The organism is Loktanella sp. IMCC34160 (genome assembly GCF_004145845.1).
GTDB lineage: Bacteria > Pseudomonadota > Alphaproteobacteria > Rhodobacterales > Rhodobacteraceae > SELP01.
On sequence record NZ_SELP01000005.1, the window covers coordinates 49649 to 76319 of the forward strand.

The 26671-nt window shown below is 62.6% G+C and carries 25 protein-coding genes and 1 pseudogene; 19 read left to right on the plus strand and 7 right to left on the minus strand.

Features of this window, described 5'->3' with window-relative positions; genetic code table 11:
* Window positions 1–111 precede the first annotated feature (111 nt).
* From EU803_RS13855 to EU803_RS13880, 6 genes and pseudogenes are all read left to right on the plus strand, one after another.
* The gene (locus tag EU803_RS13855; protein ID WP_242494376.1) at window positions 112–1047 is read left to right on the plus strand and encodes a tripartite tricarboxylate transporter substrate binding protein; all 936 of its coding nucleotides are present in this window, start codon (window positions 112–114) and stop codon (window positions 1045–1047) included.
* A 56-nt stretch (window positions 1048–1103) separates the two neighbouring features.
* Entirely contained in the window at window positions 1104–1646 is a 543-nt protein-coding gene (locus tag EU803_RS13860) for a tripartite tricarboxylate transporter TctB family protein (protein ID WP_129683855.1), read from the plus strand.
* Window positions 1647–1658: 12 nt separating this feature from the next.
* Window positions 1659–3182 (plus strand): tripartite tricarboxylate transporter permease, encoded by a 1524-nt coding sequence (locus EU803_RS13865; protein ID WP_129683857.1) that lies wholly within the window; start codon window positions 1659–1661, stop codon window positions 3180–3182.
* A gap of 5 nt (window positions 3183–3187) precedes the next feature.
* Window positions 3188–4675 (plus strand): aldehyde dehydrogenase, encoded by a 1488-nt coding sequence (locus EU803_RS13870; RefSeq protein ID WP_129683859.1) that lies wholly within the window; start codon window positions 3188–3190, stop codon window positions 4673–4675.
* Window positions 4672–5910: pseudogene (locus tag EU803_RS13875) on the plus strand (Tm-1-like ATP-binding domain-containing protein). The gene EU803_RS13870 and the pseudogene EU803_RS13875 overlap by 4 nt, the downstream one beginning before the upstream one ends.
* Window positions 5911–5912: 2 nt before the next feature.
* Complete coding sequence (locus tag EU803_RS13880) at window positions 5913–6560, plus strand: HAD-IA family hydrolase (RefSeq protein WP_129683861.1); 648 nt, start codon at window positions 5913–5915, stop codon at window positions 6558–6560.
* A gap of 13 nt (window positions 6561–6573) precedes the next feature.
* On the opposite strand, the gene EU803_RS13885 is transcribed toward EU803_RS13880, so the two are convergent.
* Window positions 6574–8238, minus strand: a complete 1665-nt coding sequence (locus tag EU803_RS13885; protein ID WP_129683863.1) for a sulfatase-like hydrolase/transferase — start codon at window positions 8236–8238, stop codon at window positions 6574–6576.
* 262 nt (window positions 8239–8500) lie between these two features.
* The gene (locus EU803_RS13890) at window positions 8501–8893 is read right to left on the minus strand and encodes a RidA family protein (RefSeq protein ID WP_129683865.1); all 393 of its coding nucleotides are present in this window, start codon (window positions 8891–8893) and stop codon (window positions 8501–8503) included.
* Between the two features lie 128 nt (window positions 8894–9021).
* Here EU803_RS13890 and EU803_RS13895 point away from each other — a divergent pair, with 128 nt between their 5' ends.
* From EU803_RS13895 to EU803_RS13925, 7 genes are all read left to right on the plus strand, one after another.
* On the plus strand, window positions 9022–9714 hold the full coding sequence (locus tag EU803_RS13895) for a glutamine amidotransferase (RefSeq protein WP_129683867.1): 693 nt from the start codon (window positions 9022–9024) through the stop codon (window positions 9712–9714).
* Entirely contained in the window at window positions 9711–10505 is a 795-nt protein-coding gene (locus tag EU803_RS13900; protein WP_129683869.1) for a creatininase family protein, read from the plus strand. The genes EU803_RS13895 and EU803_RS13900 overlap by 4 nt, the downstream gene beginning before the upstream one ends.
* Complete coding sequence (locus EU803_RS13905) at window positions 10502–11731, plus strand: amidohydrolase family protein (RefSeq protein WP_129683871.1); 1230 nt, start codon at window positions 10502–10504, stop codon at window positions 11729–11731. Before EU803_RS13900 ends, EU803_RS13905 begins: the two co-directional genes overlap by 4 nt.
* A complete protein-coding gene (locus EU803_RS13910; RefSeq protein ID WP_129683873.1) occupies window positions 11728–13128 on the plus strand; it encodes an FAD-binding oxidoreductase in 1401 nt (466 codons plus the stop codon). The genes EU803_RS13905 and EU803_RS13910 overlap by 4 nt, the downstream gene beginning before the upstream one ends.
* Before the next feature lie 4 nt (window positions 13129–13132).
* Window positions 13133–14014, plus strand: coding sequence for a TauD/TfdA family dioxygenase (locus tag EU803_RS13915; protein ID WP_129683875.1), 882 nt, complete (start codon window positions 13133–13135; stop codon window positions 14012–14014).
* A gap of 120 nt (window positions 14015–14134) precedes the next feature.
* Entirely contained in the window at window positions 14135–15799 is a 1665-nt protein-coding gene (locus tag EU803_RS13920; RefSeq protein WP_129683877.1) for an ABC transporter substrate-binding protein, read from the plus strand.
* Window positions 15800–15850: 51 nt separating this feature from the next.
* Complete coding sequence (locus EU803_RS13925) at window positions 15851–16357, plus strand: DUF2165 family protein (RefSeq protein WP_129683879.1); 507 nt, start codon at window positions 15851–15853, stop codon at window positions 16355–16357.
* 36 nt (window positions 16358–16393) lie between these two features.
* On the opposite strand, the gene EU803_RS13930 is transcribed toward EU803_RS13925, so the two are convergent.
* Window positions 16394–17182 carry a class II aldolase/adducin family protein gene (locus tag EU803_RS13930; RefSeq protein ID WP_129683881.1) on the minus strand — a complete coding sequence of 263 codons (789 nt, stop codon included), beginning with the start codon at window positions 17180–17182 and terminating at the stop codon, window positions 16394–16396.
* A 92-nt stretch (window positions 17183–17274) separates the two neighbouring features.
* On the opposite strand from EU803_RS13930, the gene EU803_RS13935 reads away from it, so the two are divergent.
* Window positions 17275–18228 (plus strand): GlxA family transcriptional regulator, encoded by a 954-nt coding sequence (locus EU803_RS13935; protein WP_129683883.1) that lies wholly within the window; start codon window positions 17275–17277, stop codon window positions 18226–18228.
* Between the two features lie 242 nt (window positions 18229–18470).
* Here the strand turns inward: EU803_RS13935 and EU803_RS13940 are convergent, their stop codons facing one another.
* The 3 genes from EU803_RS13940 to EU803_RS13950 all read right to left on the minus strand — a co-directional run bounded on the left by EU803_RS13940 (window position 18471) and on the right by EU803_RS13950 (window position 20124).
* Complete coding sequence (locus EU803_RS13940; protein ID WP_129683885.1) at window positions 18471–19142, minus strand: hypothetical protein; 672 nt, start codon at window positions 19140–19142, stop codon at window positions 18471–18473.
* Between the two features lie 115 nt (window positions 19143–19257).
* The gene (locus EU803_RS13945) at window positions 19258–19593 is read right to left on the minus strand and encodes a DUF2794 domain-containing protein (RefSeq protein ID WP_129683887.1); all 336 of its coding nucleotides are present in this window, start codon (window positions 19591–19593) and stop codon (window positions 19258–19260) included.
* 252 nt (window positions 19594–19845) lie between these two features.
* On the minus strand, window positions 19846–20124 hold the full coding sequence (locus EU803_RS13950; RefSeq protein ID WP_129683889.1) for an I78 family peptidase inhibitor: 279 nt from the start codon (window positions 20122–20124) through the stop codon (window positions 19846–19848).
* 111 nt (window positions 20125–20235) lie between these two features.
* On the opposite strand from EU803_RS13950, the gene EU803_RS13955 reads away from it, so the two are divergent.
* Both EU803_RS13955 and EU803_RS13960 read left to right on the plus strand, forming a co-directional pair.
* Window positions 20236–21372 carry an S-(hydroxymethyl)glutathione dehydrogenase/class III alcohol dehydrogenase gene (locus tag EU803_RS13955; RefSeq protein WP_129683891.1) on the plus strand — a complete coding sequence of 379 codons (1137 nt, stop codon included), beginning with the start codon at window positions 20236–20238 and terminating at the stop codon, window positions 21370–21372.
* Window positions 21373–21482: 110 nt separating this feature from the next.
* Complete coding sequence (locus tag EU803_RS13960; protein WP_129683893.1) at window positions 21483–22202, plus strand: NYN domain-containing protein; 720 nt, start codon at window positions 21483–21485, stop codon at window positions 22200–22202.
* Here EU803_RS13960 and EU803_RS13965 read toward each other — a convergent pair.
* Window positions 22199–22822 carry a TetR/AcrR family transcriptional regulator gene (locus EU803_RS13965; protein ID WP_129683895.1) on the minus strand — a complete coding sequence of 208 codons (624 nt, stop codon included), beginning with the start codon at window positions 22820–22822 and terminating at the stop codon, window positions 22199–22201. The two genes, EU803_RS13960 and EU803_RS13965, sit on opposite strands and share 4 nt — an antisense overlap.
* 122 nt (window positions 22823–22944) lie before the next feature.
* Between EU803_RS13965 and mbfA the strand changes: the two genes are divergently transcribed.
* The 3 genes from mbfA (at window position 22945) to EU803_RS13980 (ending at window position 26630) form a co-directional block, all read left to right on the plus strand.
* Window positions 22945–23922, plus strand: a complete 978-nt coding sequence (gene mbfA / locus EU803_RS13970) for an iron exporter MbfA (RefSeq protein ID WP_129683897.1) — start codon at window positions 22945–22947, stop codon at window positions 23920–23922.
* 69 nt (window positions 23923–23991) lie between these two features.
* Entirely contained in the window at window positions 23992–25512 is a 1521-nt protein-coding gene (gene gpmI / locus EU803_RS13975) for a 2,3-bisphosphoglycerate-independent phosphoglycerate mutase (RefSeq protein WP_129683899.1), read from the plus strand.
* Window positions 25509–26630: a peptidoglycan DD-metalloendopeptidase family protein gene (locus EU803_RS13980; protein ID WP_129683901.1), complete on the plus strand. Its 1122-nt coding sequence runs from the start codon at window positions 25509–25511 to the stop codon at window positions 26628–26630. The genes gpmI and EU803_RS13980 overlap by 4 nt, the downstream gene beginning before the upstream one ends.
* Window positions 26631–26671: the final 41 nt, after the last annotated feature.

A 26671-nucleotide genomic window follows, 5' to 3' on the forward strand; every position in this document is an offset into this window, starting at 1 on the left:
AGGCGCTCATTGCGCGTTACCCGGTGAGACAATGATTGACAGAGAATTCAAAAGTAGGCAAGAATTATGTTACCGCTGGTTCAAATAATGAACCGAACAGGGAGAGAAGAGATGAAGAAATTTCTGGCGCTGGCCGCCATTGCCGCAACCGCGCTGCCGATGGCGGCGCTCGCTGAATACCCCGAGAAGCCGGTCGAATTCGTCGTGCCGTGGCCCCCGGGTGACCTTGAGGATGTGCTGACCCGGATGATCGCTGACGAGTTCCAGGCCACCTATGGCGTGCCCGCGGCAGTGGTGAACAAGCCCGGTGGCGGCGGCGGCCCCTTCCCCGGCGCTGCCGAGGTCGCGCAGGCGGCCCCCGATGGCTATACGATCGGCTCCTTCGTGACGGGTGTTCCGCTGGTCGGTCCGCAAACCGGTATCCCGGTGCTGAACCCGAATCCGTTCGAACCGGTTGGGCTTTTCCTCACCTACCCCTTCGTCATCGCCACCTCGGCTGACGCGCCGTATGGGTCAATGGAAGAGCTTGCCGCCTACGCACAGGACAACGATGTGGCGCTCGGCCATTTCGGGTCGCCTCTGGTTCCGACCCAGGCAACCTTCGCTCTCGCTGCCGAACTGGGGTTTGACTACGGTTCCGAAGCCGCCTTCGACGCGCTGGACTGCAACACGCTTGCGTCTGGCGATGCGGACGTGATCAACACCACGCTGCAGCTGATCCTGCCCTGCCTCGATCAGGTCAACGTTCTCGTGTCGATCACCGGTGAGCGCATTTCGCTGATTCCCGACACCCGCGCCATCGGAGAGGTTGCGCCGGACCTGGATGTCGCGCTGTGGAACGGCCTGTTCGTTCACAAGGACACGCCCGCAGATGTGCGCGAGAAGATCGCCGATGTGGCCGAACGCGTCATGAATTCCGACTCGGCGCGCGAACTGTCCGCGCAGACCGGCGCACTGATCTACTGGAAGGACGCCGAGGCATCGGCCGCGCAGATCGAAAGCGACATGGCGACCATGGCCACCATCGCCGAACGGAACGGCCAGTAAGCTTCCGGACCCCGCGGCACCTGCCGCGGGGTCCAGTTCATTCAGGGGGTCATTTCATGGCGCGCATTAAGACACTTCAGGATCTGTTCCGCCGTTACCGGCGTCCGGGCGACTTTGCGATCGCTGTCCTTTCGCTTGCCTTCGCGCTGTTTCTTGCCGTCAGCCTGCCCTTTCAAACGACCTGGGTAGAACGCACTGCGCTTTTTGCCCAACCTTCATTCTGGCCCACGGTGGCGGTCGGATTCATGGTTCTTTTCTCGGGTCTCCATGTCATCGGCGCTTTGGTGTCCGAGAGGCTTCCGGGCCGGATGGAAGAGGTCCTGCACTGGGTCAAATCCATCGAATACGCGATTTGGTTCCTGGTCTACGCGCTGCTGGTGCCGCGCCTTGGATACCTGCCCTGCACCCTTCTGTTCTGCATCGCCCTGACCCTTCGGCTGGGCTATCGCGGCCCTCGGCCGATCCTGGCGTCGGCCGTCTTCGCCGTCGCGGTTGTGGCGCTTTTCAAAGGGTTCCTTCAGGTCAAGATCCCCGCCGGCGCCATCTACGACCTGCTGCCAGCCGGATCACTGCGCACCTTCTTCATTCTGTACCTCTAAGGGGAACGCCAGATGGACGCCTTTCTTTCCGGACTGCAACTGGTCTTTACACCAGAAGTCGCCATCGCCCTGCTGATCGGTTCGATCGGTGGCGTGATCATCGGCGCGATCCCCGGTGTCGGTGCGGCGGTGGCCATCGCCATCCTGCTGCCCGCCACCTTCGCCTTCGAGCCGATCATTGGTCTGACGATGCTGTTGGGCATCTACGGGTCGTCGATGTATGGCGGGTCGCTTCCGGCCATTCTCATTAATACCCCCGGCACCGCGGTCAACGCGCTGACCACCTATGACGGGCACCCGATGACCAAGCGGGGCGAGGCGCTCAAGGCGCTCGGGCTGGCCTATGGCGCGTCGTTCTTTGGCGGGATCGCCTCGATCATCGCGCTGATCGCTCTGTCCCCCGTCCTTGCCAAGATCGCGCCCATGTTCGGCAGCCGAGAGATATTCCTTGCGGCGCTTCTAGGCATCGTGCTGGTCATCGTCGCCCATCGCGGCCAGACCTTCGCGGCGGGGTCATTGGCCGCCTTCGGCATTTTCCTTGGCACCGTTGGGCTGGAGCCGGTCAAGTTCACGCAGCGGTTCACCTACGGGTTCGAATTCCTGTCGTCGGGCGTGAACCTGATTGTCGTCGTCCTCGGGCTTTTCGCGCTCAGCCAGGCCTTTGTCCTGCTTTCGGAACCCGATCATGCGCCGGGCGACCAACGGGTCGAAGGTAATATGTTCAAGGCGATGGCGGGCGTTTTCAGACACAAGCGTGTTGCCTCTGCCTCTTCGGGGTTCGGGGTGCTCATGGGGATGATCCCCGGCGTCGGCGAATTCACGGCCCAATTCCTGTCCTATACCTATGCCCAACGGACCTCGAAGACCCCGGACCAGTTCGGCAAGGGCAGCGAGGAAGGCCTGATCGCGTCCGAGGCGTCCAACAATGCCGTCCCGGCCGCGGCGATGATCCCGCTGCTTGCCCTCGGCATTCCGGGCGAAGCGTTGACCGCGATGATGCTCTCGGTGTTCTACGTGCACAATGTCGTGCCGGGGCCCGCGCTGTTCCAGAACAACATGGATTTCATCTATGCGCTGTTCATCGCGATGATCCTGCTGAACGTGATCGTCGTGGTGTTCGTCGGGCTGTCCTCGAACCTGATCATGAAGATCATCCAGATCCCGACCCGGTTCCTCGGCATGGCCATTCTCACGCTCAGCTTCGTCGGGGTCTACTCGCTGCGGAACTCGCTGACCGACTGCATGCTGGCCGCCGTCTTTGGTATCCTTGGGCTGGTGCTCAAACGGCAGAACCTGCCGATTGTTCCGGTCATCCTCGGGATGGTGCTCGGCGGCATCATGGAGGTCAAACTGCGCTCTGCCATGGCACGCGTGAAGACACCGCTGGATTTCGTCGACCGGCCGATCTCTGCGATCCTCGCCGCGGCCATCCTCTTTCTGATCGTGCTGCATTTCTGGGGCGTGCTGCGGGAACGCAAGCTGACCGAACCAGAGTCGGCGCACGATCATGACATGCACGACAGCCAACAAGGATAATCAAGATGCTTGACCAGACCCGGATCGAGGCGCTGCGCAACAGCGCTGTCCCGCCCGCCCTGCACATCATCGACGGGGAACGGCGCGCCGCGTCGGATGGCGGGACGATGGATGTCCTGTCACCGCTGGACGGCCGGGTCCTGACGACGATGGCGCGCGGAACCAAGGAAGATACCGAAGCGGCGATCGCCGCCGCCCGCCGTGCCTTTGACGACGGACGCTGGTCGTCCCTTCCCCCGGCGCGCCGCAAGGCGGTCATGTTGAAATGGGCGGATCTTATCGAGGCCGAGAAAACCGAACTCGCCGTTCTGGGCACCCGCAACAACGGAACCGAAATCGGCATGGCGATCAACGCCGAACCCGGATCGGCCATCGCCACGATCCGCTATTATGCCGAGGCAATCGACAAGATCTACGGCGAGATTGCGCCGACCGATCCGGCCATCCTCGGGCTGGTCCACCGTGAACCTGTCGGTGTCGTCGGCGCAATCGTGCCGTGGAACTTCCCTCTGATGATCGGCGCATGGAAGCTGGCCCCGGCCCTCGCCGCGGGCAATTCCGTTGTTTTGAAACCGGCCGAAACCGCCTCGCTTACCCTCGTGCGGATTGCAGAACTGGCGCTGGAGGCCGGGATGCCACCGGGCGTTCTGAACGTCGTCACCGGAAAAGGCACCGTGGTCGGTGAGGCGATGGGCCTGTCGATGGACATTGATGTGCTTGTGTTCACCGGGTCGGGTCCGGTCGGGCGGCGCCTGATGGAGTACTCAGCCCGCTCGAACCTCAAGCGCGTGTTTCTTGAACTTGGGGGCAAATCCCCGAACATCGTCTTCGCCGATGCCCCGAACATGGCCGAGGCGGTCAAGGTCACGGCCAGCGCGATCTTTCGCAATTCCGGGCAGGTCTGCGTGGCGGGGTCGCGCCTGTTGGTAGAGCGGTCGATCCATGACCGGTTCGTCGAGGACCTCGCCGCATTTACCGAAACCATGAAGGTGGGCGACCCGCTGGACCCGTCCACGACGGCAGGCGCGGTCAACTCCCTGCGCCAGCTGGAGCAGGATCTGGGGTTCGTCGAAGAGGCCCGCGCCCTGGGGCGGGACATCCGGACCGGCGGGCACCGCATTCTAGAAGAAACGGGCGGCTACTACATGGCCCCGACCATCGTGACGGGCCTGACGCCCGAGGACCGCATCGTCCGGGAAGAAGTCTTTGGGCCCGTTCTCGGCGTCATCCCCTTCGACACCGAGGAGGAAGCCATCGCGATTGCAAATAGCACCGACTACGGCCTTGCCGCCGGGGTCTGGACAGCCGATCTGGGCCGTGCCCACCGCATGATCCGCGCGATCAAAGCCGGCGTTGTTCACGTCAACACCTATGGCGGCCCGGACGTCACCGTGCCCTTGGGCGGGGTCAAGCAGTCCGGGAATGGGCACGACAAGTCGCTGCACGCTTTCGACAAGTATCTCGACCTCAAGACGGCCTGGATCAAACTATGACGGATCGCACCATCCTTGTCGTCGGGACCTACGATACCAAGGACGACGAACTAACCTATATCGCGCAGGTCATCCGCGCGCAGGGCGGCGGCGTCCTGACCATGGATGTCAGCGTGCTGGGCGATCCTTCGGTTCCGACGGACCTGTCCAAGCATTAGGTCGCCGAGGAAGGCGGGCATTCGATCCAAGAGGCCATCGACGGCGGCGACGAGAACCTTGCCATGCAGATCATGGCAAAGGGGGCGGCTCTGCTGACCGCCCGCCTGCACCGCGAGGGGCGCATCGACGGGGTGCTCGTACTGGGGGGCACCATGGGCACCGACCTTGCGCTTGATGTCTGCGCTGCCCTGCCGCTTGGCGTCCCGAAATATATCGTTTCGACCGTGTCCTTTTCCCCGCTGATCCCGCCAGACCGGCTCGCGGCGGACGTGCAGATGATCCTTTGGGCGGGCGGACTTTTCGGCCTGAATTCGATCTGCAAGGCCTCGCTCAGTCAGGCCGCGGGTGCCGTTCTGGGCGCGGCCCGCGCGGTAGAACGGCCCAAGCGGGACCGTCCGCTGATCGGCATGACCTCTTTCGGAAAGACGGTGCTGCGCTACATGGTCACCCTGAAGCCGGAACTGGAACGGCGCGGCTTCGAGGTCGCGGTGTTTCACGCCACCGGCATGGGCGGGCGGGCATTCGAAAGCCTTGTGGCCGAAGGCGCCTTTGCTGCGGTTCTGGATTTCGCCCCGCAGGAAGTCGGCAATCACCTGATGGGGTCGTCGATCAGTGCGGGCGCCGACCGGATGACCAACGCAGGCGCATCGGGAACGCCACAGATCGTCTCGATCGGCTGTTACGACCTTGTCGATTTCGTGGGTTGGCAAGACACCCCTGCCCGGCTGCGAGGACAGGATGTGCACGCCCATAACCGGCTTCTGTCCTCTGTCCTGATGACTGCCGATCAACGCCGCGAGATGGCCCGCGCCATCTGCGAAAAACTCTCGCGGGCCAAGGGGCCGACCGCGTTGCTTCTGCCGATGCACGGCGGCAATGAATGGGACCGCGCTGGCGGCCCCCTGTCCGATCCCGAGGGTCTGCAGGCCTTCGTTGACGAGATCCGCGCCCATTGCCCGGACAATGTCACCCTTGTCGAACTCGAGGCCCACATAAACGACCCGGCCTTTGCCCAAGCAGCCTTGGACCTGTTCGACGGTTGGGTCGACACTGGCCTCCTGCAAGGGGTCGTCTGACCATGGCGGCAGCCCTTGTGCTCGATTTCGGCGGGGTGATTTCGCGCACCCTTTTCGAAACCCACGATCTGTCCGAACGCGCCCTTGGTCTTGCCCCCGGAACATTGACCTGGCGCGGTCCCTTCGACCCCGATCAGGATGCCCCCTGGCGGGCCATGCAGGCGGGCGAGATGACGGAACGCGACTACTGGACCTTGCGGATGCGGGACACCGGCGCATTGGTGGGCGAAGACTGGACCGAGTTTGCGCAATTCGTCGGGCGTGTGCGCGGTGCGGATCCCGCCGCCGTCATCCGGCCCGAGGCTTTGGCGGCGATCGAAAAAGCGCGGAACGCCGGTCGAAAGCTTGCCATCCTGTCGAATGAACTGGACCTGTTCTACGGGGCCGACTTCCGCGAAAAGCTGCCGTTCCTGAAAGACTTCGACGCCATCGTCGACGCCACCTATACCGGCATCCTCAAGCCCGATCCGCGCGCCTACGGTTTGGTGACCGACGCGCTGGGGGTGGCGCCGGGCGACTGCGTCTTTGTCGATGACCAGTTGAAGAACATTCGCGGTGCCGAAGCCGCAGGAATGACGGCCGTCCACTTCGATGTGACAAACCCGGCTGTCAGTTACGCAAGCGCACTCCGTGCGCTTGATGCGGCCTAGCCCGCGACCCGCCCTAACCCCTCGCGGGAATGGGTTTGGCCGGACCGCGATATTTCACAAGCATTTCGTCCGCGACATCGTTTTCATCAAAGACGCCGAGCAGGATGCCCCGTCGCGCAGACCCGCCCTGCCGCCGGGCAAGGATCTCAGGCTCTGACACCGTCGTGCGCTGCGACATCCGCCGCGCCCAGGTGAACAGAAGATCGTACATCTCGTCGATCACCCCGGCATGATCCGGGCTGGCGCCCAGATCGACCAGCTCTTGCGGATCGGTTTCGAGGTCGAACAACATGGGCCGGAACCCGCCCTCGGCATGCATGAACTTCCACCGCTCGGTGGCGACCATGAACAACCGGCATTCGCGCGGGGCCAGCCCCATCCGCTTTGCGGCTTCGGACAGGGACCAGTCGTATTCGCTGATCGCGGCCTTGCGCCACGCCGGACGTTCCCCATGCAGAAGCGGCAAAAGCGATCGCCCCTCCAGGATGTGATCCGGCACGGGCCCGCCCGCAACCTCGACGAATGTCGGCGCAAGGTCGATCTGTTCGACCAGTGCGTCGCAGGTCGTCCCGCGCGTCTTATCGGCCTCGGGCGACGGATCGTAGATGATCATGGGCACCTTGACCGACGCATCGTGGAACAGGTCCTTTTCCCCCATCCAGTGATCGCCAAGATAGTCCCCGTGGTCAGAGGTCAGGACGATCATCGTGTCGTCCATCAGGCCCTTTTCCCCAAGGTAGTCCAGCAACCGTCCCAATTCGTCATCGCACTGTTTTATCAGCCCCATATAGGCGGGGATCACGGCCTCGCGCACGTCGTCGCGCTGGAAGGTCCGGCCGATCTTGCCGTCCATGAAGCCTGCGAAAACCGGGTGCGGGTCCGCCTTTTCCGCGTCACTTCGGTTGGCGGGCAAAACGTGCTGCGGTCCGAACATGTCGTTATAGGGCGCGGGCACGATATAGGGCCAGTGCGGTTTGATGAATGACACATGCGCACACCACGGTGCCCCGTCCCGCGCCTCGATAAAGTCGATCGTGCGATCGGTCAGCCAGGGCGTCTCGCTGTCCTCTGTCGCCACGTTGGCGGGTCGCACCGCATTGGCCATGAGGAAACCGCTGGCGACGTTTCCGTCATCGTCCACGCCTGCATTCGCATTGTCATGCCAAGGGTTTTCGGCCGCATAGCCTTTCTGGCGAAGATATTCGTTATAGGGGGATCGCGCGGTATCATATGGCCCATCCGGCCCTTCGGCATGCAGGCCGTCATCCCTGACCCAGATGTCGAAACCGCATTCGGCCACCCGCGCGCCGATCACCCCGTCGCGCGAAATACCCAGCCGGTCCATGCCTTTGAAATCGGCTTTCATATGAGTCTTGCCGATCAGCCAGGTTTCCATTCCCAGCGGGCGCAGATGATCGCCAAGGGTCATTTCCCCGACCTTCAGCGGAAAGTTGTTCCACTGCGCCCCATGGCTGGACATGTAGCGTCCGGTATAGGTGCTCATCCGGCTGGCACCGCAAACCGGGGATTGCACATAGGCCCGGGTGAACCGCACGCCAAGCGCCGCAAGCCGGTCAAAATTGGGTGTGTGAAGATGGGGGTGACCCGCGCAGCTCAGGTAGTCGAACCTGAGTTGATCATACATTATGAAAAGGATGTTTTTCGCGCTTTGGGACAATATTTTTTCCTCTTCATATCAATCCGTTACAAGGCAATGCGGGTAAAGCCAAGTTGTCTGATCAAGGCGTCCCCACCCGGCCAGACCGAGTGCCAAAAGGATGCCTCCCGATCTTACCGTGGTTCCCTTAGGGTTCAAGCAATTCCCATGGCCCGGAACCGCGAATCGCCAATTGATTTTGGGATCTCACGACGCCGTTCGGAAACGAGCCCGGACCGAACGCCAGCGGGTCGGGAAATGCGCCCCGATCCGTCTTTGGGCCTCATTCGGCGGCGGCGGCCAGAACCTCTACCTCGACCTTGAACTCCGGCCGGGTAAAGCCCGACACGATCAGAAGCGTCGAGCTTGGCAGACGATCCGCCCGTCCCACGAACGCATCCCTTGCGCGCATGTAGTCGGACATGAAGGCCCTGTCGGTCACATAGGCCGAGATATGGGCGACATCGGCCGGACCCATGCCCCCTTCGGCAAGAATTGCGGTGATCGATTCAAAGCAAAGGACCGCCTGATCGAAGGCCGATTCCGGGATCGAATCATTTGGTCGAATGGCCAGTTGGCCCGAGGTCCGCAGCAGCCTGTGGCCTGCCGGAATGACGGTGCCGTGCGAATAGGCACCGAAGGGTGCGCGCAGGGTGTCTGGATTTAAGCCTATCATTTTCCTACCTATTTTCCGTCTAAACAAAACTCTTGCCAGTTTCAGAAACTTCTGGAACCCTGAAAATACATCTCTGGCACAGATTTATCTCAGGGCCACGCGACCAAACCTTTCGGGGGGAAACGGGAATGCGTGTTGTTTCTGTGCGCCATGGGGATGAACCCCTGGACGATCGTATCACGACCTGGCTTTCCGGGGCTGGCTATGCCGTCGAGCCACGGCGGCCGTATCTGGGTGAAATCTTGGGGCAGCCGACCGACGATGTCGCCGCCACGGTGATCTATGGCGGGCCCTACAATGCCTTCGACGCGGACACGCACGCGTTCTTGAAAGAGGAATACCGCTGGATCGAGGCCTGCATGGCCGCAGGCATCAAGGTTCTGGGGATCTGTCAGGGCGCGCAGATGATTGCCCACCACCTCGGCGCATGGGCCGGCCCGCGAGATCCGGAGGTCTTCGAATTCGGATATTACCCCATCCGCCCCACATCACAGTCCGGCGACTTCCTGACGAAAGAGATCGTCGCCTGTCAGGCCCATTTTCACACCTTCGACCTGCCTGCCGGGGCGGTTCGGCTGGCCTCGGGCGACACCTATGAAAATCAGGCGTTTCGCTATGGGGACAAGACCTATGGGTTGCAGTTCCACGCCGAGGTGACCCGTGACGGGTTCCGGCGCTGGCAAGTTCAGAAAACCAATGCCTATGGGCGCAATGGCGTTCAGCCCCGCGCGGAACAGGATCGGCTGGCCGCGCTGCACGATGCCGCGCAGGCCGATTGGTTTCATGGGTTTCTCGGACGGTTCTTCGGAGACGCGGCATGACGGTTCAGGGGTATTGGGCAGATCTTCGTGCACCGGATTTCGACGGGTTGCCCGCCGATACCGTTGCGGTGCTGCCGCTTGGCGCCACGGAACAGCATGGCCCGCACCTGCCGCTCAGTGTCGACAGCGACCTGATCGGCGCGGTGGCCGACCGGATGCTTGACCACCTTGAACCCGGTCAATCCGTTCTGGTCCTGCCTGCCCTGACCGTGACGAAAAGCGAAGAACACATTGGCTTTGCCGGGACGTTGACGCTCAGCGCGGAAACGCTGCTCTCGGTCGTCCGCGAAATCGGGGCCAGTGTGGCCCGGGCGGGCGTGGAACGGTTGGTGCTGTTCAACGGTCATGGCGGCAACAGCGCCCTGCTTCAGGTTGCGGCAAGGGATCTTCGGCTTCGGCACGACCTGATCGTTGTCTGCAGTTCCTGGGGCGCCTTCGCGGATTGGCGCACGCTTTATGACCCCGAGACCTATGCCGCCGACATCCATGCGGGCGACTGCGAAACCTCGGCCATGCTGGCGCTTCGTCCGGATCTTGTCGATATGTCCCGGGCGCAGGATTTTCGGCCCGCCTTCGTGGACTGGAAGGCCGGTTTTCCGCACATTGGATTGGCGGGTGCCGCCGCCACCCCCGGCTGGCTAGCCCAGGACATGCATCCCGACGGGGCCTGCGGCGACGCCTCTGCCGCGACGGTTGAAAAGGGGCGGCTCCTTCTGGACAGCGCCGCCCGCAACTTTGCGTCCTTCCTTGCGGAATTCGCGGGCTTCGATCATCGGGGGCAGACGCGATGAACCGGGCGATTCGACAGGACGCGCGGATCACGGGGGTTCAGATTCCCCGAAGCCTGATCGCTGATCCCGCCCGATTTGGCGGAGAGGTCCGTGGCGACTGTCTGGCAGGGGATCTGGTCCTGCGGGACGGGCGTGTTGCGGGTCTTGCCCCGTCCACGCAACCGGCCCACCGAATTGTCCTGCCGCGTCTCACAGAGCCCCACGTCCACCTCGACAAATGTCACAGCGTCTTTCGGATGAACGATGTCGGTGGGGACCTTGCCGCGGCGATCGACGCGCAAAGGGCGGACAAGCGAAACTGGGGCGTCGAGGATGTTCGGGACCGGGCAAAGCGGGGCCTTGACGAACTGGCGGCCGCAGGATGTGGCGCGGTCAGGACCCATGTGGACTGGCCCGACGACCCCTCGGGCGATGCACCGCCACCCGCCTGGGACCTTCTGGCCGAGCTTGGTGAGGCGTCGGGGATGGTCGTGCAGCGCGCCGCGCTGACGGGCATCGACCGCATGGCCGATGCGGCCTATGCCCGGCGCTGCGCGGATCGGGTCGCCCGGGATGGCGGCGTGCTTGGCGCGTTCGTGTTCGATCAGAACGAACGGGACGCGGGTCTTTCAAATGCCTTCCGCGAGGCCGACCGGCTGGGATTGGCGCTCGACTTCCATGTCGATGAAGGGCTTGCCCCGGGCCTCGACGGGCTCGAGCGGGTGGCGGATGCCGCCCTTGCCACTGGCTTCGAAGGGCCGGTTCTGTGTGGGCACGCCTGCGCACTGGCAAATCGCGATCCATCGGACGTTGCCCGGATTGCGGACAAATTGCGCCGGGCAGAAATCGCGGTGGCAATGTTGCCGCAAACCAACCTTTACCTTCAGGGCCGCAACGGCGGCACGCCGGACCGGCGTGGGGTCACGCGGCTGAAGGAACTTCGCGCGGCCGGGGTCACGGTTGTCGTTGGTGCGGACAATGTGCGCGATGCCTTCTGCCCCATCGGGCGGCATGACCCGCTTTATGTCCTCGGCCTCGCCGTGCTTGCGGCCCATCTGGATCCGCCGCTGGGCGACCACCTTCCGCTGATCACTACACATGCAGAACGGGCACTCGGCCTGCCGGTTCAAAGCGTGGTCGGCGCCCGCGCACAGGACCTTCTGTGCATCGACGCCACCGACACATCCGAGCTGTTCAGCGGGGCTGTCCCCTGCCGCCTGTCGGAAACCGCAGGAGCCTTTGAATGACCATTGCAAAACCCGAAATCGACTGGCAGGCGATCGCCGTCCAACTGGCCCCGGTCAGGGTCATCGACGAACCGGTTCTGATCAAGAAACGGTCGCGCGATTTCTTCTGGTATTCCCCAATCCTGAACGAAAAGCTGAAGAAATGCTTTGGCGATCTTGTCGCCTGCCCGGAAACCTCGGACGAACTCGCCCATTGCCTTGCTGTCGCCTATGCGAATGACTTGCCCGTTGTCCTGCGGGGCGGTGGCACCGGCAATTACGGGCAATCGGTCCCACTGCAAGGCGGGCTGATCATCGAAACGACGGGGATGAAACGCATTCTCGAAATCGGTGAAGGGTTCGTTCGGGTCGAAGCCGGGGCGCTGATGGCCGATATAAATGCGGCGCTGAAACCCCACGGATGGGAAATGGCAATGTTCCCGTCGACCCAGGACATTGCAACCATCGGCGGCTTCGTCGCCGGGGGCAGCGCCGGTATCGGGTCCATCGCGAACGGGGCGCTTCGGGAAAAGGGCAATATCATCCAGCTCAAGGCCCTTTCGGTCGAAGAAACGCCGCACGAACATGTCTTCGACGCCGCGGACGCTCTTCATATCCACCACGCCTGGGGTCTGAACGGCGCAATTACCGAGGTCACGCTGCGAACCGTCCCGACCCGCGACTGGATCGGCTGCATGGCCAGCTTTGACAGCTACTGCGACGCCTATCTCGCGGGCTACGCGCTGGCGACCAGCGACCGGATCGCGCGCAAGCTCTGTTCGGTCGTGGATGCGCGGATCGCGGGCTATTTTCCCCGGCTGGCCGGACATATCCGCGAAGGCAAACACCTTGTGGTCACGCTGGTGCCCCGAGAGGACCTTGCCGCCTTCACCGACCTCGTAGCGGCGCAGGGCGGGCATCTTGACCTTGCGCTGACCGAGGAGGATCGCGTGGCGAAGGGCATCCCGCATGTCTTCGAATTTGCCTACAACCACACAACGCTTCAGGTGCTCAAGGCGGATCGTTCGGCGACCTACCAGCAACTTGGGGTCCCCGATCCCGCAGATGTCGATGCGGTTATCGCGGTCGAACAGGCCATCGGGGATGACGTCTGGCACCATCACGAATTCGCCCGGGTGGATGGCCGGCTGATCGTTGCCGATCTGCCGATCATCTGGTTCCGGGGCGAAGACCGGCTGCGAGAAATCGACAGCATCTATGCGGACCACGGGTTCACCGTCTGGGACGCACATACCTTCCACATCGAAGGGGGCGGCGTGAAGAACGCCGATTACCGCCACCTCGCGTGGAAGAAACGAATGGACCCCAAGGGACTGCTGAACCCCGGCAAGTCACGGGCCTGGGAGATGGTGCGCCATCTCTCTGCAACTGAAATCGAAGCAAAGGCCAAGGACTGATCCAATGACTATCAACACAACTCCGCTCAATCCCCATTTCGGGGTCGAAGTGACCGGCATCCGGCTTGCAGATGTTACCGCCGACCATCTGTTTCCGCAGATCAGGGCCCTGTTCGAGGAACACTCGGCGCTGCTGTTCCGCAAACAGGATTTTTCGGACGAGGACCACATTTCCCTCGCACGGCTTTTCGGCCCGATCGAGGACCGTCAGGCCGACGAACGCAAGCCGGGCGAGACCTTCAGCATCCCCAAAGTGTCGAACGTGGGCGACGATGGCACCACTTTCGGCGAAATGGATCTCAAGACACTGAACCTGAAATCCAATTTTCTGTGGCATTCGGACAGCACCTTCCTACCCGTCCCCTCGCTGGTGAATATCCTGATCGGACGCGTTGTCACGACCGAGGGCGGCGCGACCGAGCTGGCCTCGACGCGGGCGGCCTGGGCGATGATGCCGGAGTCGCTGAAAATCCGGATTCGGGGCCGCGGGATCTGGCATCATTTCAGCCATTCCCGGCGCCGGATCTCGCCCGAGTTGGGAGAGCTTCCCATCTTCAACAAATGGCCCGCGACCCGGTGGAATTCGATCTGGGAAAACCCGATCAACGGGCGTGAAGCGCTCTATATCGCGTCCCATGCCTACAAGGTCGACGGGTATGACGATGCCGAAAGTCAGGCCCTGATCGACGAACTGACCGAGTATTGCACCCAGCCCGCCTTTGTTTATTCGCACAAATGGGACGTGGGCGACGTGCTGCTGTGGGATCAACGGGCGGTTCTGCACCGCGGCACGCCCTGGCCTTACGAACAGCCCCGCACCCTGTCCAGCATCTGCTGCTCTGTCACCGAAGAAGACGGAGTCGACCGGGTGCGCATGCCGGCCTGAGCCTTTTCCGTGCTCGGCCGACTGGGCCCTTTTGCGGCCGTGCACGTCACGGGCAGCCCCGGCGGCTGCCCACCCCACCCCCGGGCGGTCCACCTCACGACCCAACAGAGAGGACAAATCATGCTTTTCAAGACAAGTACCGGAAAACCGCTTCCAGAAGCGATCCAGAAATCGGCGAAGTCCGTGCCGGATGATGCGATGAGCCGAAGAGAATTCCTGGCAACCGCCTGTTCCTTCGGTGCAACCGCGGCAACCGCCTACGCGATGCTTGGCATGGCGGCCCCGGCGCGGGCCGCTGGCCATGCGCAAATGGGCGGCACCGTCCGGATTCAGCAGCAGATCGTCACCATGCGCGATCCCCGCAAATTCGACTTCAACAGCCTCGCCACCTTTACACGCGGATGGCTTGAATACCTCGTGCAATACAATTCGGACGGCACCATCACCCCCATCCTGCTGGAAAGCTGGGACATCAACGCCGACGCCACCCTCTATACCCTCAACCTTCGCAAGGGCGTGACCTGGAACAACGGCGACCCGTTCACCGCGCAAGACGTTGCATTCAACATCGAGCGGTTCTGCGACAGCACCGTGGAAGGCAATTCCATGGCTTCGAAATTCGCGGTCATCGTCGATCCAGACACCGGCAAGTTGATGGATGGCGCGGTCGAGGTCGTCGACAGTCACACCGTCCGGCTGAACCTGCCGCAGCCAGACATTTCGCTGATCGCCGGGCTTGCAGACTATCCCGCCGCGATCGTCCATTCCAGCTTCCACGAGGATACCATGTTGACCAATCCGGTCGGCACCGGACCCTATCTTCCTGAATTCTACGAAGTCGGAGGACGCGCGGCGCTGGTCCGGAACGAAGGCCACAGCTGGTGGAATGCCGGCAATGGCGCCTTCATGGACCGGGTTGAATTCATTGACTTCGGGGCTGATCCCAGCTCGCATTTCGCCGGGGCCGAGGCCGATGAATTCGACGTGACCTATGACACCGAAGGCGATTTCATCGTCGCGTTCGACAGTCTGGACGGCTGGACCCGGCATGCCGTCGATACGGCGGCCACGGTTCTGGCGCGCTGCCATCAAAAGGCGGTCGTGGATGGTCAAACGCCCTATGCCGACGTGCGCGTGCGCCGCGCGCTAGCCCTCGCCGTGGACAATGCGACGATCCTGGAACTTGCCTATAACGGCTACGGCAGCGTGGCGGAAAACCACCACGTCTCCCCGAAACACCCAGAATACGCCGACATCGGCGCGCCGGCTCGTGATGTCGATGCGGCACTGGCGCTCTTGGACGAGGCCGGGATGCGCGACTACGAGTTCGAGCTGATCTCGCTGGACGGCGGGTTCTGGCGGGCGACGGGCGAGGCGATCGCCGGTCAGCTGCGCGATGCCGGGATCACCGTCAAGCGCACGGTCTACCCGTCGTCGACCTTCTGGAACGAATGGGCAAGCTATCCCTTCTCGATCACCAACTGGAACCACCGGCCTCTTGGCATCCAGACCTATGCGCTTGCCTATGTTGGCGCCGGGTCGTGGAATGAAACCGGCTTTGATAACCCGGAGTTCGACGCGCTCGTACAACAGGCGCTTGCGACGCCGGATGTCGAGGCGCGGCGCGGCCTGATGGCCCGGCTGGAACAGATCATGGTGGATGAGGCGGTGATCATTCAGCCCTATTGGCGCGCGCTCTACAACCACAGCAAGAGCAACCTGAAAGGGGCGGAGATCCACATCTCGAACGAACTCTACCCCCAGTACATGTACTGGGAAGCCTGATGTAAACCGCCCGCCCGGATCGGTCCGGGCGGGCACCAGCCCGGTATCGAAATGTTTGACACTCTTCTATTTGTGGTCGCCGCCGTTAATCTTGGCTTCATGGCGGCGTGGCTGACCATCGGCGCGCTTGAGAACCTGTTCCACCCTTTCCTGAATGAAACCTACACCGCGCAGGTAATGGATATGGAACTCATGCGCGAGGAATACCCCGAGGCCTATGTGCACGTGGCGCACAGGCGGCTGACCAACCCCACTGTCCTGAAACTGGTCTTTCGGGCGATCGTCGCCTGGGAACTGGCGGCGATGCTGGGTCTGTGGATCGCGACGGGGGTCTGCCTTGCTGCTGCCTTCGGTGTGGGGTCCCCGACAACCGCGCTGGAAATCGGCCTGGTTGCTTCGACTCTGTTTCTGGCCACATGGGCCGGGTTCCTCGTGGCGGGCAACTATTTCTGCTACTGGTTCGGGCACGAAGGCGGGCAGAACACGCATTTCCAAATGCTGCAATGGGGGCTTCTGGTGCAGGTTCTTCTGGTGGCCATGTATATGTATCTGACCTGACCGCGCCTGTTGGGGCGCGGTCAGCGAGACCGGATCTCAGGCCCGGTAGTGCGGCGCCTCGACGTCCAGTCGGCGGCGAATGGCAAGCCATTCCAACTCGCCCTCGTATCCGTACCAGTCGCTGGAATTCATATCCGCCAGATGGCGGCGGATTTCGGTTACCGGGATCTCGCGGATGACGGCACCACCTGCTGCAGACTTCTGCACCTCGAGCTGCACCGCGCAGGCCTGATCAAGGTAGAACGACCGAAAAAAGGTTTCGCCCGCGGTCGCGCCAAACACAAAGGCCCCGTGCCAGGCTTCGATAATCGCCTTGCGGCCCAGCCCGGCCTTCAGAAGACCGGACAGGAAATCGTCGGTGCACTCGAATTCATAGTCGGTGTAGCCGATCACCTCGCCCCCGCCGATCATCAGATAGGCCTGACTCAGTGGTTGCAGCCCGTCCTTCTGCGCCGAAACCCCCATAATCGCCTTGGTGTGAACATGCATGATGCAATTCATCGTCGGGTCCGCCTCGAAGAACAGCTTGCCGATCTCAGTGGCAGAGGGGTTCGGTTCCCCGTTCTCCGGGTTGTGGTTGGTTCGGTCAAACCCGACCTTGATCAGGTTGGACGCGGTCACTTCTTCATGCATCCATCCGTAGTGATGGGTCAAAAGCGCATCCTCACCCGGAACGCGGATCGCGTGCCATTGGTTGGTGATGTCGGTCAGACGATATTTGACCAGCGCGTTGTAGATGGCGGCCAGTTCACAGCGGGCCTCCCATTCCGCGTCGCTGCAATTGGCGGGGCGCTGACCGGTGGGGGTGGGTGTCATGATGTTCATGCGGAATCTCCAAGTGGTCCAACGGGGATGTTACGCCCGCCCTGCCCCGTAATTTTCCTTGAACCACCCAAAACTGTGCGGAAAATGCCCTCATGCCAAAGGTCTCCTTCGTCCTGTTCCCGGAATTCCAGATGCTGGCCTATGTGCTGGCGACGGAAACCTTGCGGCTGGCGAACAAATGCGCGGGAAAGGACCTCTTTCAATGGTCCACGCGGTCGGCGACGAATGCGCCTGTTCAGGCCTCGAACGGCGCCCTTGTCGCGCCGGACTGTCTGGATTGGGTCGGGCCATCCCGCGCCGATCTGATCGTGCTCTGCGCCGGATATCACCCGCTTGCCTTCCTGACACCGCGTGTCCGGGCCTTTGTCGCGCGCGCCGCGCGAGAGGCGGTGGTGATCGGGGCCGTCGATACCGGGACGGTGATCCTCGCGGAACTCGGGCTGCTGGATGGCCGACGCGCCGTCCTGCATTTCGAGGCGACCGCCGCGTTCCGCGACCGCTGGCCCGATATCGAGGTGACCGACCAGATCTACTGCCTTGACGGCCAACGGCTGACCGCCGCCGGCGGCACGGCGACAGGCGATGCCATGCTGGCCTGGATCGAACGGGATATCGACCCGCAGTTGGCGAATGTCGTGGCCGACGGGATGATCCACGGCCGCCCCCGGCGCGGGGATACCCCGCAACGCAGCGAAACCACGGCCGATCCCCGGCTTTTGCGGATGCATCAGATGATGGTGTCCAATCTGCCCAACCCCTTGCCCATCGCGACGATCAGTCAGAGCCTTGATCTGTCATCCAAGCAGATGCGTCGCCTGTGTGTCGCGGCCTACGGGGTTACCCCGGCAGCCTATTATCGCAATTGCCGGTTGGAGCAGGCCCATCAGCTTTTGGTGAACTCGCAACTCGCGATCACGGACGTTGCCCTCCACTGCGGGTTCGAGTCTGCGTCAAGCTTCTCGCGTGCGGTTTTGGACCGGTTCGGAAAATCACCCCGCGCGATCAGGGCCGAGAGGCGGTTCGGGCAAGCTGACGCCCCCCGGTGATCAATGCCGTGGCATGTGGTCCTGTCAGGTGTGGGCGCGACATGTGGAAATCGTCTGGGAGAACTGCTGGTTTGGGCCCAAGTTCGACGTTTGGCAGGAGGCTCATCGCCAGACCCGGGATGGCGATGGGCCGGCACCTTCGGTGCTATTCGGCCCGGGCTAATGAATGACCGTTTCGTCCGCTCTTCTGATATTGAAGCGCGTCCCAGGACTATTCGTTCTAGGGGGTGCGCCAAACCACCTTAGCGCCGTTTGCCGGAACCGAGACCGAAAGGGGTCAGCCAGGGGGCCAGGAAAAAGATGCGGCCCTGATCTTCGGCAGAAAGTTCGTGAAACAGGAATTTCGTTGTGTACGGGCGCTTTTCCAATGCCCGATCGGGGTGTCTTGACCCGTTCACGGCCGCCACGACCGCAACGCCGAGAAACAACACAAGGGCAATGTCGTTCACGGCACGCGCAAGGGGATGGTTACTGCATAGGACAATTACCATTGCCGCGATGAATGCGGGCGTGTTCCAGCGCGTCCATAGCTTTGACATCAGAGGAATCTCTGGTGTGACCCAAAACATGCCCACAAGCACCAATGCCAACAGCCCAAGAGAGGCGGGATCGGGAAGTATACTGCCGACATTCAGAATGCTGGAAACGGAATTCAAGACCAGAGCCGAACACATGCCAGCCAATGCTAGATAGAGCGCCCGGATCTTGGGAAGCTGTGGTTCGCGTTGACTGCGAATGATAATCTCTGCGGCCTCGTCCATACACTCGGAAATATGTCGACCGCTGTCGTCCGCCAACTTCTTGGCCACGGCTAGGTGGCTGAGTTCAGCCTTCGGCAAAATAGGTCTCCAGCAGTCGTTTTCCGAATGTTTAACTGCTTTTTGAGGAAGGAAAAGGCAAACGTTGGCGACCATATAGAAATCTGAAAGACGGACCCTTCATCACTTTTCAGTCGCCGTGGATTTCTGGACAGCTGGTCGCCCGGCTGGGCTGGCTCTTGGCGCTGATCGGATGGATTCTGTTGCCGTCTCAGGTCACCGCCCGGATCAGCTTGCGTTCCAGCACCCGCAGCACCGTCTTCAAATCATCGCCACGCTTGAGCACCTGCCCCTCGGCCCCGATCACCGCGTATTGCCCCTGCCGCATCCGTAGGCGTGGGCGTTTCTCGATCCGGTACATCGGGTTCTCTGCCGTCCGCCGAAACACCGAAAACACCGCCACGTCCCGCAGGCAGGAAATCCCGTAGTCCCGCCATTCGCCAGCGGCGACCATCCGCCCATAAAGCCCAAGAATGACGGCAAGTTCGGTCCGGTGGAACGCCACCTGTTCCGGCTGAACGCCCGGGAATGGGGACTGGAACGTCATGGGGTCAGAGTTGCGCCATTTTCCCGCCAGATCAAGCCTGCCTTGAGTTTGCCATAAAATGACCTTGGACTCGTCTTCAACGGTCCACGACCCCGCCGGATTCGGGGACGAGAAAGGTCTCATGCAAGAGACGGCCCGGCGGCGCGGCAGTACAGCCCCCACCCAGCCCGCGACGCTGGGCCTCTCTTCGTAAGTTTCAACGCCCCCTGTGCCCCAACACAGGGGGCGTTCCTTTTGGCCCACCCGGGGCCGTCAGCCGCAGAAAATCCGGAAAATCTGGCCCGTCGCGTCGATTTCGAAATTCAGACGCTCTGCGCGGTAGTCCATCGTGACTGCATCGCCGGGGCGGATCACCCGCACCTGCCGCAGGATCAGGTGACGTTCCAGCGCGGTCGATGGCTGCCCGACAAGAGGCGCGAACTCTGCCCCGCCACAGGTATCGTCGGCGGGTGTCGGCACGGGGGCCGGGACCTGCGCGCAGGAGGCCAGAGCGCAGAACCCGAATACGAATGAAAGTTGAAGATGCTTCATCCCTGAATCATCCCCCAATGCCGCCAATTGGACAAGTCCTGCCGCCTTCTGCGGGTTGTCTGTGCGGTCTTTTCCCGTAACCTGCCCCCAAATGACAATTGGGAGATAATCATGCGCACCCGTGCCGCCGTGGCCCTTGAGGCCGGAAAACCGCTTGAAATCATGGAAGTGAACCTTGACGGCCCGAAGAAGGGCGAGGTTCTGGTCGAGATCAAGGCAACCGGCATTTGCCACACCGACGAATTCACCCTGTCGGGGGCCGACCCCGAAGGGCTGTTCCCGGCGATCCTTGGGCATGAAGGTGCGGGTATCGTGATTGAGGTCGGCGAGGGTGTCACCACCCTGAAGCCCGGCGATCATGTGATCCCACTCTACACCCCGGAATGCCGCGAATGCCATGCCTGCCTTTCGGGCAAGACCAACCTGTGCACGGCGATCCGCGGCACGCAGGGTCAGGGCCTCATGCCCGATGGGACCACCCGGTTTTCGATGCTCGATGGGACGCCCATCTATCACTACATGGGCTGTTCGACCTTCGCCAACCACACGGTGATGCCCGAAATTGCGCTGGCCAAGGTTCGCGACGACGCCCCGTTTGAGAAGATCTGCTACATCGGCTGTGGCGTCACCACCGGGATCGGCGCGGTGATCAACACCGCCGGGGTCGAGATCGGCTCCACCGCCGCCGTCTTCGGTCTGGGCGGGATCGGGTTGAACGTGATCCAGGGCCTGCGCATGGCCGGGGCCGACATGATCATTGGCGTCGACCTGAACAACGACAAGGCCGAAATGGCCAAGAAGTTCGGCATGACCCATTTCGTGAACCCCAAGGACCTGCCCGAGGGCCAGTCGGTCACCCAGGCCATCATCGAGATGACCAAAACCGAGAAAGACCAGTTCGGCGGCGTGGATTATTCCTTTGACGCCACCGGCAACGTGCAGGTGATGCGCGACGCGCTGGAATGTTCGCACCGGGGCTGGGGTGTCTCGGTCATCATCGGCGTTGCTCCTGCCGGGGCCGAAATCTCGACCCGTCCGTTCCAGCTGGTCACCGGCCGTGTCTGGAAAGGCACCGCCTTCGGAGGCGCCAAGGGCCGGACCGACGTGCCGAAAATCGTCGATTGGTACATGGACGGAAAGATCGAGATCGACCCGATGATCACCCACACCATGCCGCTGGATGACATCAACACCGCCTTCGACCTGATGCATTCGGGGGAATCGATCCGGTCTGTGGTGATCTACTGATCGAGCCCAACACGTAGGACGGGCCCGGCGGAAACGCCGGGCCTTCTTCGATTTCGGGTGTGCTCCTGCATTGGCATGCTAGTCTGGCGCCAACACCAAGGAGATAGACATTGTCCGAGACCACCAAACGCAAACTGCTCGCCGTTCTGATCGACGCGGACAATGTCCCCGACAAATACGCAGTCGACATTCTGGAAGAGATCAAGGGACTTGGCGAACCGGCCTTGCGCCGGGTCTATGGCGACTGGTCGTCGTCCCGTCTGTCGGGCTGGGGAAAGCGGGTTCGGGAACTGGGCCTTGTCGCGCATCAGGACAGTTCCAACACCACCGGCAAGAACGCCAGCGACATCGGTCTTGTGATCGACGCGATGGATATCCTGCATTCCGGGCGCTTTGACGGTTTTGTCCTTGTGTCCTCTGACAGTGACTTTACCGCGCTGGCAAACCGGATCCGGGAACATGGGCTCGACGTTTTCGGGATCGGCGAGGCAAAGACGCCAGAGGCACTGCGCAATGTCTGCAACCGCTTCATCCTGATCGAGAACCTCGACGTCGCATCAGAGCCGTCGGACAAGAAATCCACCAAGGCCTCGACGAAGCTCCCCCCGGAGAAGGCGATGCCGCTGATCCGCAAGGCGATGTCCCTGATCGAACAGGACGGAGATTGGGTGCCGCTGGGCCGGATCGGACAGGCGCTTCAGCAGGCCCATCCGGATTTCGACACGCGGACCTACGGCAAGGCCAAGCTCAAGGATCTGTTCGAGTCGCTGAAGGCGTTCGAGACTCGGCGCAGCCCGGGCAACCAGCTCGAGGTACGGCGACTGGACTAGCCTTCGGTGCCATAGCGGGCGAGGAACATCTGCACCGCCCCATCCGCCACCCGCGCCTTTTCGGCCTCGGTCACGCTATCGGTCACCTTGAACAGCACCCGATGGACAAGGTCGGCCTTGCACAGTTCGTTCATCTGGTCGGCAGCAAGGTTGAAATCTTCGATCCGTAACTCGCCCCGTGCCACGCCCATTTGCAGCACCGGCACCAGCGTCCGACGCACCAGCCCCGGCCCGGTTTCCCAGAACGCGCGGCCAATTTCGGGGAAACGGTCGCTCTCGGCCACGCAGATGCGATAGATGTTCTGGCCGAAGTCCGACAGATACTGGTCGATCATCAGCCGCGCGCCGATGGCCAGCAGGTCCGCCATTGGCTGGTTGAGGTCGATCTGTCCCATGGCAAGGTCCGCCTGCCGCTTGCACTCGGCGCGGGTCACCTCGATGAACAGCTGACGCTTGTCGGGGAAATAGCTGTACAGGGTTGCCTTCGATACCCCGGCAGCCCGCGCAATCTCGTCCACCGAGGCCCCTTCGAAACCAGAGGAAAGAAAAACCTCGCGCGCGCCTTCAAGCACCTGATCGTACTTGCGCCCACGTTTGATTTCCGGATTGCCGTCTGCCATGTCACCTCTCATTGTTGAAATATAAACCGGGCGGTTCAGAACCGGCAAGGCATCCTTGGGTCCGTCACTTGCAATCCAATGGGCAATCGCTAGATTAGAACCGTTCTAAACTGGAGTGTAGCATGATCCCCGGTGTTTCGTCCCGCCGCAACTTCAAGGAATTGTCCGAACAGGAAATCATCGCGCTGGCGATTTCCTCGGAAGAAGATGATGCGAGGATCTACCGAACCTACGCCGAACGGCTGCGGGCCGAATTCCCCGCCTCTGCTGCCATCTTTGACGGCATGGCCGAGGAAGAGGACGAGCACCGCCGCCGCCTGATCGACCTGCACGAGACGCGCTTTGGGGCCACGATCCCGTTGATCCGGCGCGAACATGTCGCCGGGTTCTATGCCCGCCGCCCGGTCTGGCTGGTGGAAAACCTCGGGCTTGACCGGATCCGGCAAGAGGCCGCCGCGATGGAACGGGATGCGCAACGGTTCTACGAGGCCGCCGCCACGCGGACGAGCGATGCATCGACGCGCAAGCTTTTGGGGGATCTGGCCGCCGCCGAGGCAGGACATGAACAATCGGCCCACGACCTTGCCGACCAGCATCTGGGGCAAGAGGCCCGTGCCGATGAAGATGACGAAGCCCATCGCCAGTTCATCCTGACATGGGTGCAGCCGGGGCTGGCCGGACTGATGGACGGCTCCGTTTCGACGCTTGCCCCGATTTTCGCAACCGCCTTTGCCACGCAAGACCCGTGGACCACGTTCCTGGTGGGTCTCGCCGCCTCGATCGGGGCGGGGATTTCCATGGGTTTCACCGAAGCAGCCAGTGATGATGGCCAGATTTCCGGCCGGGGCTCGCCGGTGAAACGCGGGTTTGCCTCGGGGATCATGACAACCGTCGGTGGGTTGGGCCACGCCCTGCCCTATCTGATCCCGCATTTCTGGACCGCGACGACCATCGCGATGATCGTCGTCTTTGTCGAACTCTGGGCCATCGTCTGGATTCAGAACCGGTTCATGGACACGCCCTTCATGCGGGCCACCTTTCAGGTCGTGCTGGGCGGTGCGCTGGTCTTTGCCGCCGGGGCATTGATCGGGTCTGGCTAGCGCCGATCGGTGGTTTCCCCCGGCCCGGTCCTTGGGTAAAAGGCATCGAACACCGAAAAGGAGCCCGCCATGAGCCGTCCCAAACCCGTTGTCCTTTGCATTCTTGACGGTTGGGGCAAGCGGGCCGAGACCACGGCGAACGCCCCGGCGCTGGCCAACACCCCGAATTTCGACCGTATCCTTGCCACCTGCCCCAGCGCCGAGCTGATCACCCATGGGCCCGACGTGGGCCTGCCCAGCGGGCAGATGGGCAATTCCGAGGTCGGGCATACCAACATCGGCGCGGGCCGGGTCGTGGCGATGGACCTTGGCCAGATTGACCTGTCCATCGAAGACGGCAGCTTTGCCCGGCAAGAGGCGATCCTGCGGTTCGCGGAAACGGTCAAGGCCGCCCACGGAACGGCGCATCTGATGGGTGTCGTCTCCGATGGTGGGGTGCATGGCCATATCAACCACATCGTCGCTGCAGCCGAGGCGATCACGGCGCAGGGTGTCGATGTCATCATCCACGCCATCACCGACGGGCGCGACGTGGCCCCATCTTCGGCGGATCAATTCCTGCCGGAACTTGAACGGCGCCTGCCGAAGACGGCCACCATCGGCACGGTCATCGGTCGCTACTATGCGATGGACCGGGACAACCGCTGGGAACGGGTCAGCACAGCATTCGACGCCATGGTCAACGCCAAAGGCCTGCACCAGCACGACGCAACCGCGGCCGTGGGCACCGCCTATGCCGACGGGGTGACGGATGAATTCATCCCTGCGACCGTGATCGGGGCATATGGCGGGTTTGCCAGCGGGGACGGGCTGTTCTGTCTTAACTTCCGGGCGGACCGGGCGCGCGAAATCCTTGCCGCCATTGCCCAGCCCGACTTTGATGGATTTGACCGCGGGCCGCTTCCAAACCTGTCGGCGCGGTTGGGTATGGTCGAATATTCCGACGCCCATAACGCGTGGTTCGACACGGTGTTCCCCAAGCGGGCCATCGCCAACACGCTGGGATCATGGGTCGCGCAACATGGGCTGACCCAGTTCCGTCTGGCCGAGACCGAAAAATACCCGCATGTCACCTTCTTCCTGAACGGCGGCAAGGAAACGCCCGAAGCGGGCGAGGATCGCTTCATGCCGCAATCGCCCAAGGTCGCGACCTATGACCTGCAACCCGAAATGTCCGCGCCCGAGGTGTCGGATAAATTCGTCGAGGCGATCGAGAAGGGCTATGACCTGATCGTCGTGAACTTCGCCAACCCCGATATGGTCGGCCACACCGGCGATCTGGGGGCCGCTATGAAGGCCTGCGAGGCCGTGGATGCGGGCCTTGGCCGGGCGCTTGCCGCGCTGGAAAAGGCCGGCGGCGCGATGGTTGTCACCGCCGACCACGGCAATTGCGAAACCATGGTCGATCCCGAGACAGGCGGCCCGCACACGGCGCATACGCTCAACCCCGTGCATGTCATCGTGGTTGGTGGGCCGGAAGGGGCGCAGTTGCACAACGGGCGGCTGGCCGATCTTGCGCCGACCGTGTTGGACCTGATGGGCCTTGACCTGCCCCCCGAAATGACCGGCAAAAGCCTGATCGACAGATGATCCGGCGGTTTGCCCTTTGCCTGTCGCTCTGCGCCGGTCTGGCGCAGGCGCAGTCGGACCCGGCAACGGCAGCGCTTGCCGCGTCGGACCGGTTGGAACAGGCCAGCGTCATGCTGGGGCAGGCCGAAACCGCCTCCGACAGGGTCGCCGCGCTGACCGCGACGGTGCAAGCCTATGAGGACGGGCTTGTCGCGCTGCGCGACGGTCTGCGCCGCGCAGCCATCCGCCAGCGCGCCATTGAAACGGACCTGAACGCCCGGTCGGACGAGGTCGCCCGTCTTCTGGGCGTTTTGGAAACCATGGGTCGCGCACCGGCCCCGCTGTTGCTGCTGCACCCCTCCGGCCCGACCGGAACCGCCCGGTCCGGCATGATGGTGGCCGAGGTGACCCCGGCGCTTCAGTCCGAGGTGGAAAACCTTCGCGCGCAATTGGAAGAGGTCGCCGTTCTGCGGCAATTGCAAGACGGCGCGGCCGACACCCTGCGCGATGGGCTGGCGGGCGCGCAAGAGGCCCGGGCCGCCCTGGCCGTCGCGATCCAAGACCGAACCGACCTGCCCCGGCGCTACGCCGAAGACCCGGTTCAAACCGCGCTGTTGATCGCATCGACCGAGACGCTGGATGCCTTTGCCAGCGGGTTGTCGATGACCATCGGCGGCGATGTTACCGGCGAAGCGCCCGATGCGACCGATCTGCGCGGGCAGATCGCGTTGCCGGTTCAGGGGCAGGTGATCCGCCGCGCCGGAGAGGCGGACGCCGCCGGGATCGCCCGGCCCGGCATCATCATCGCCGCCCGCCCCCGTGCCCTTGTGACGACACCCGTCGCCGCGACGCTGCGGTTTCGCGGCCCGCTTCTGGACTATGGCAACGTGGTCATCCTTGAACCCGCCGCCGATGTCCTGTTCGTCATCGCCGGTCTGGCCGAGGTCTACGGAGAACCGGGCCAGATCCTTCCCGAAGGGGCGCCGATCGGGCTGATGGGCGGCGAGAGCCCGCCGATTGACGAGATTTTGACTGAAACAGCCTCTGGCGGGGGCATACGTGCCACCGAAACCCTTTATCTTGAGGTCAGAGAGGGGCAAGGTCCGGTTGATCCCGCGACCTGGTTCGCGCTGCAATGACAGGGACGGCAGGCAACGCCCGCCAACACCCTGAAAACGAG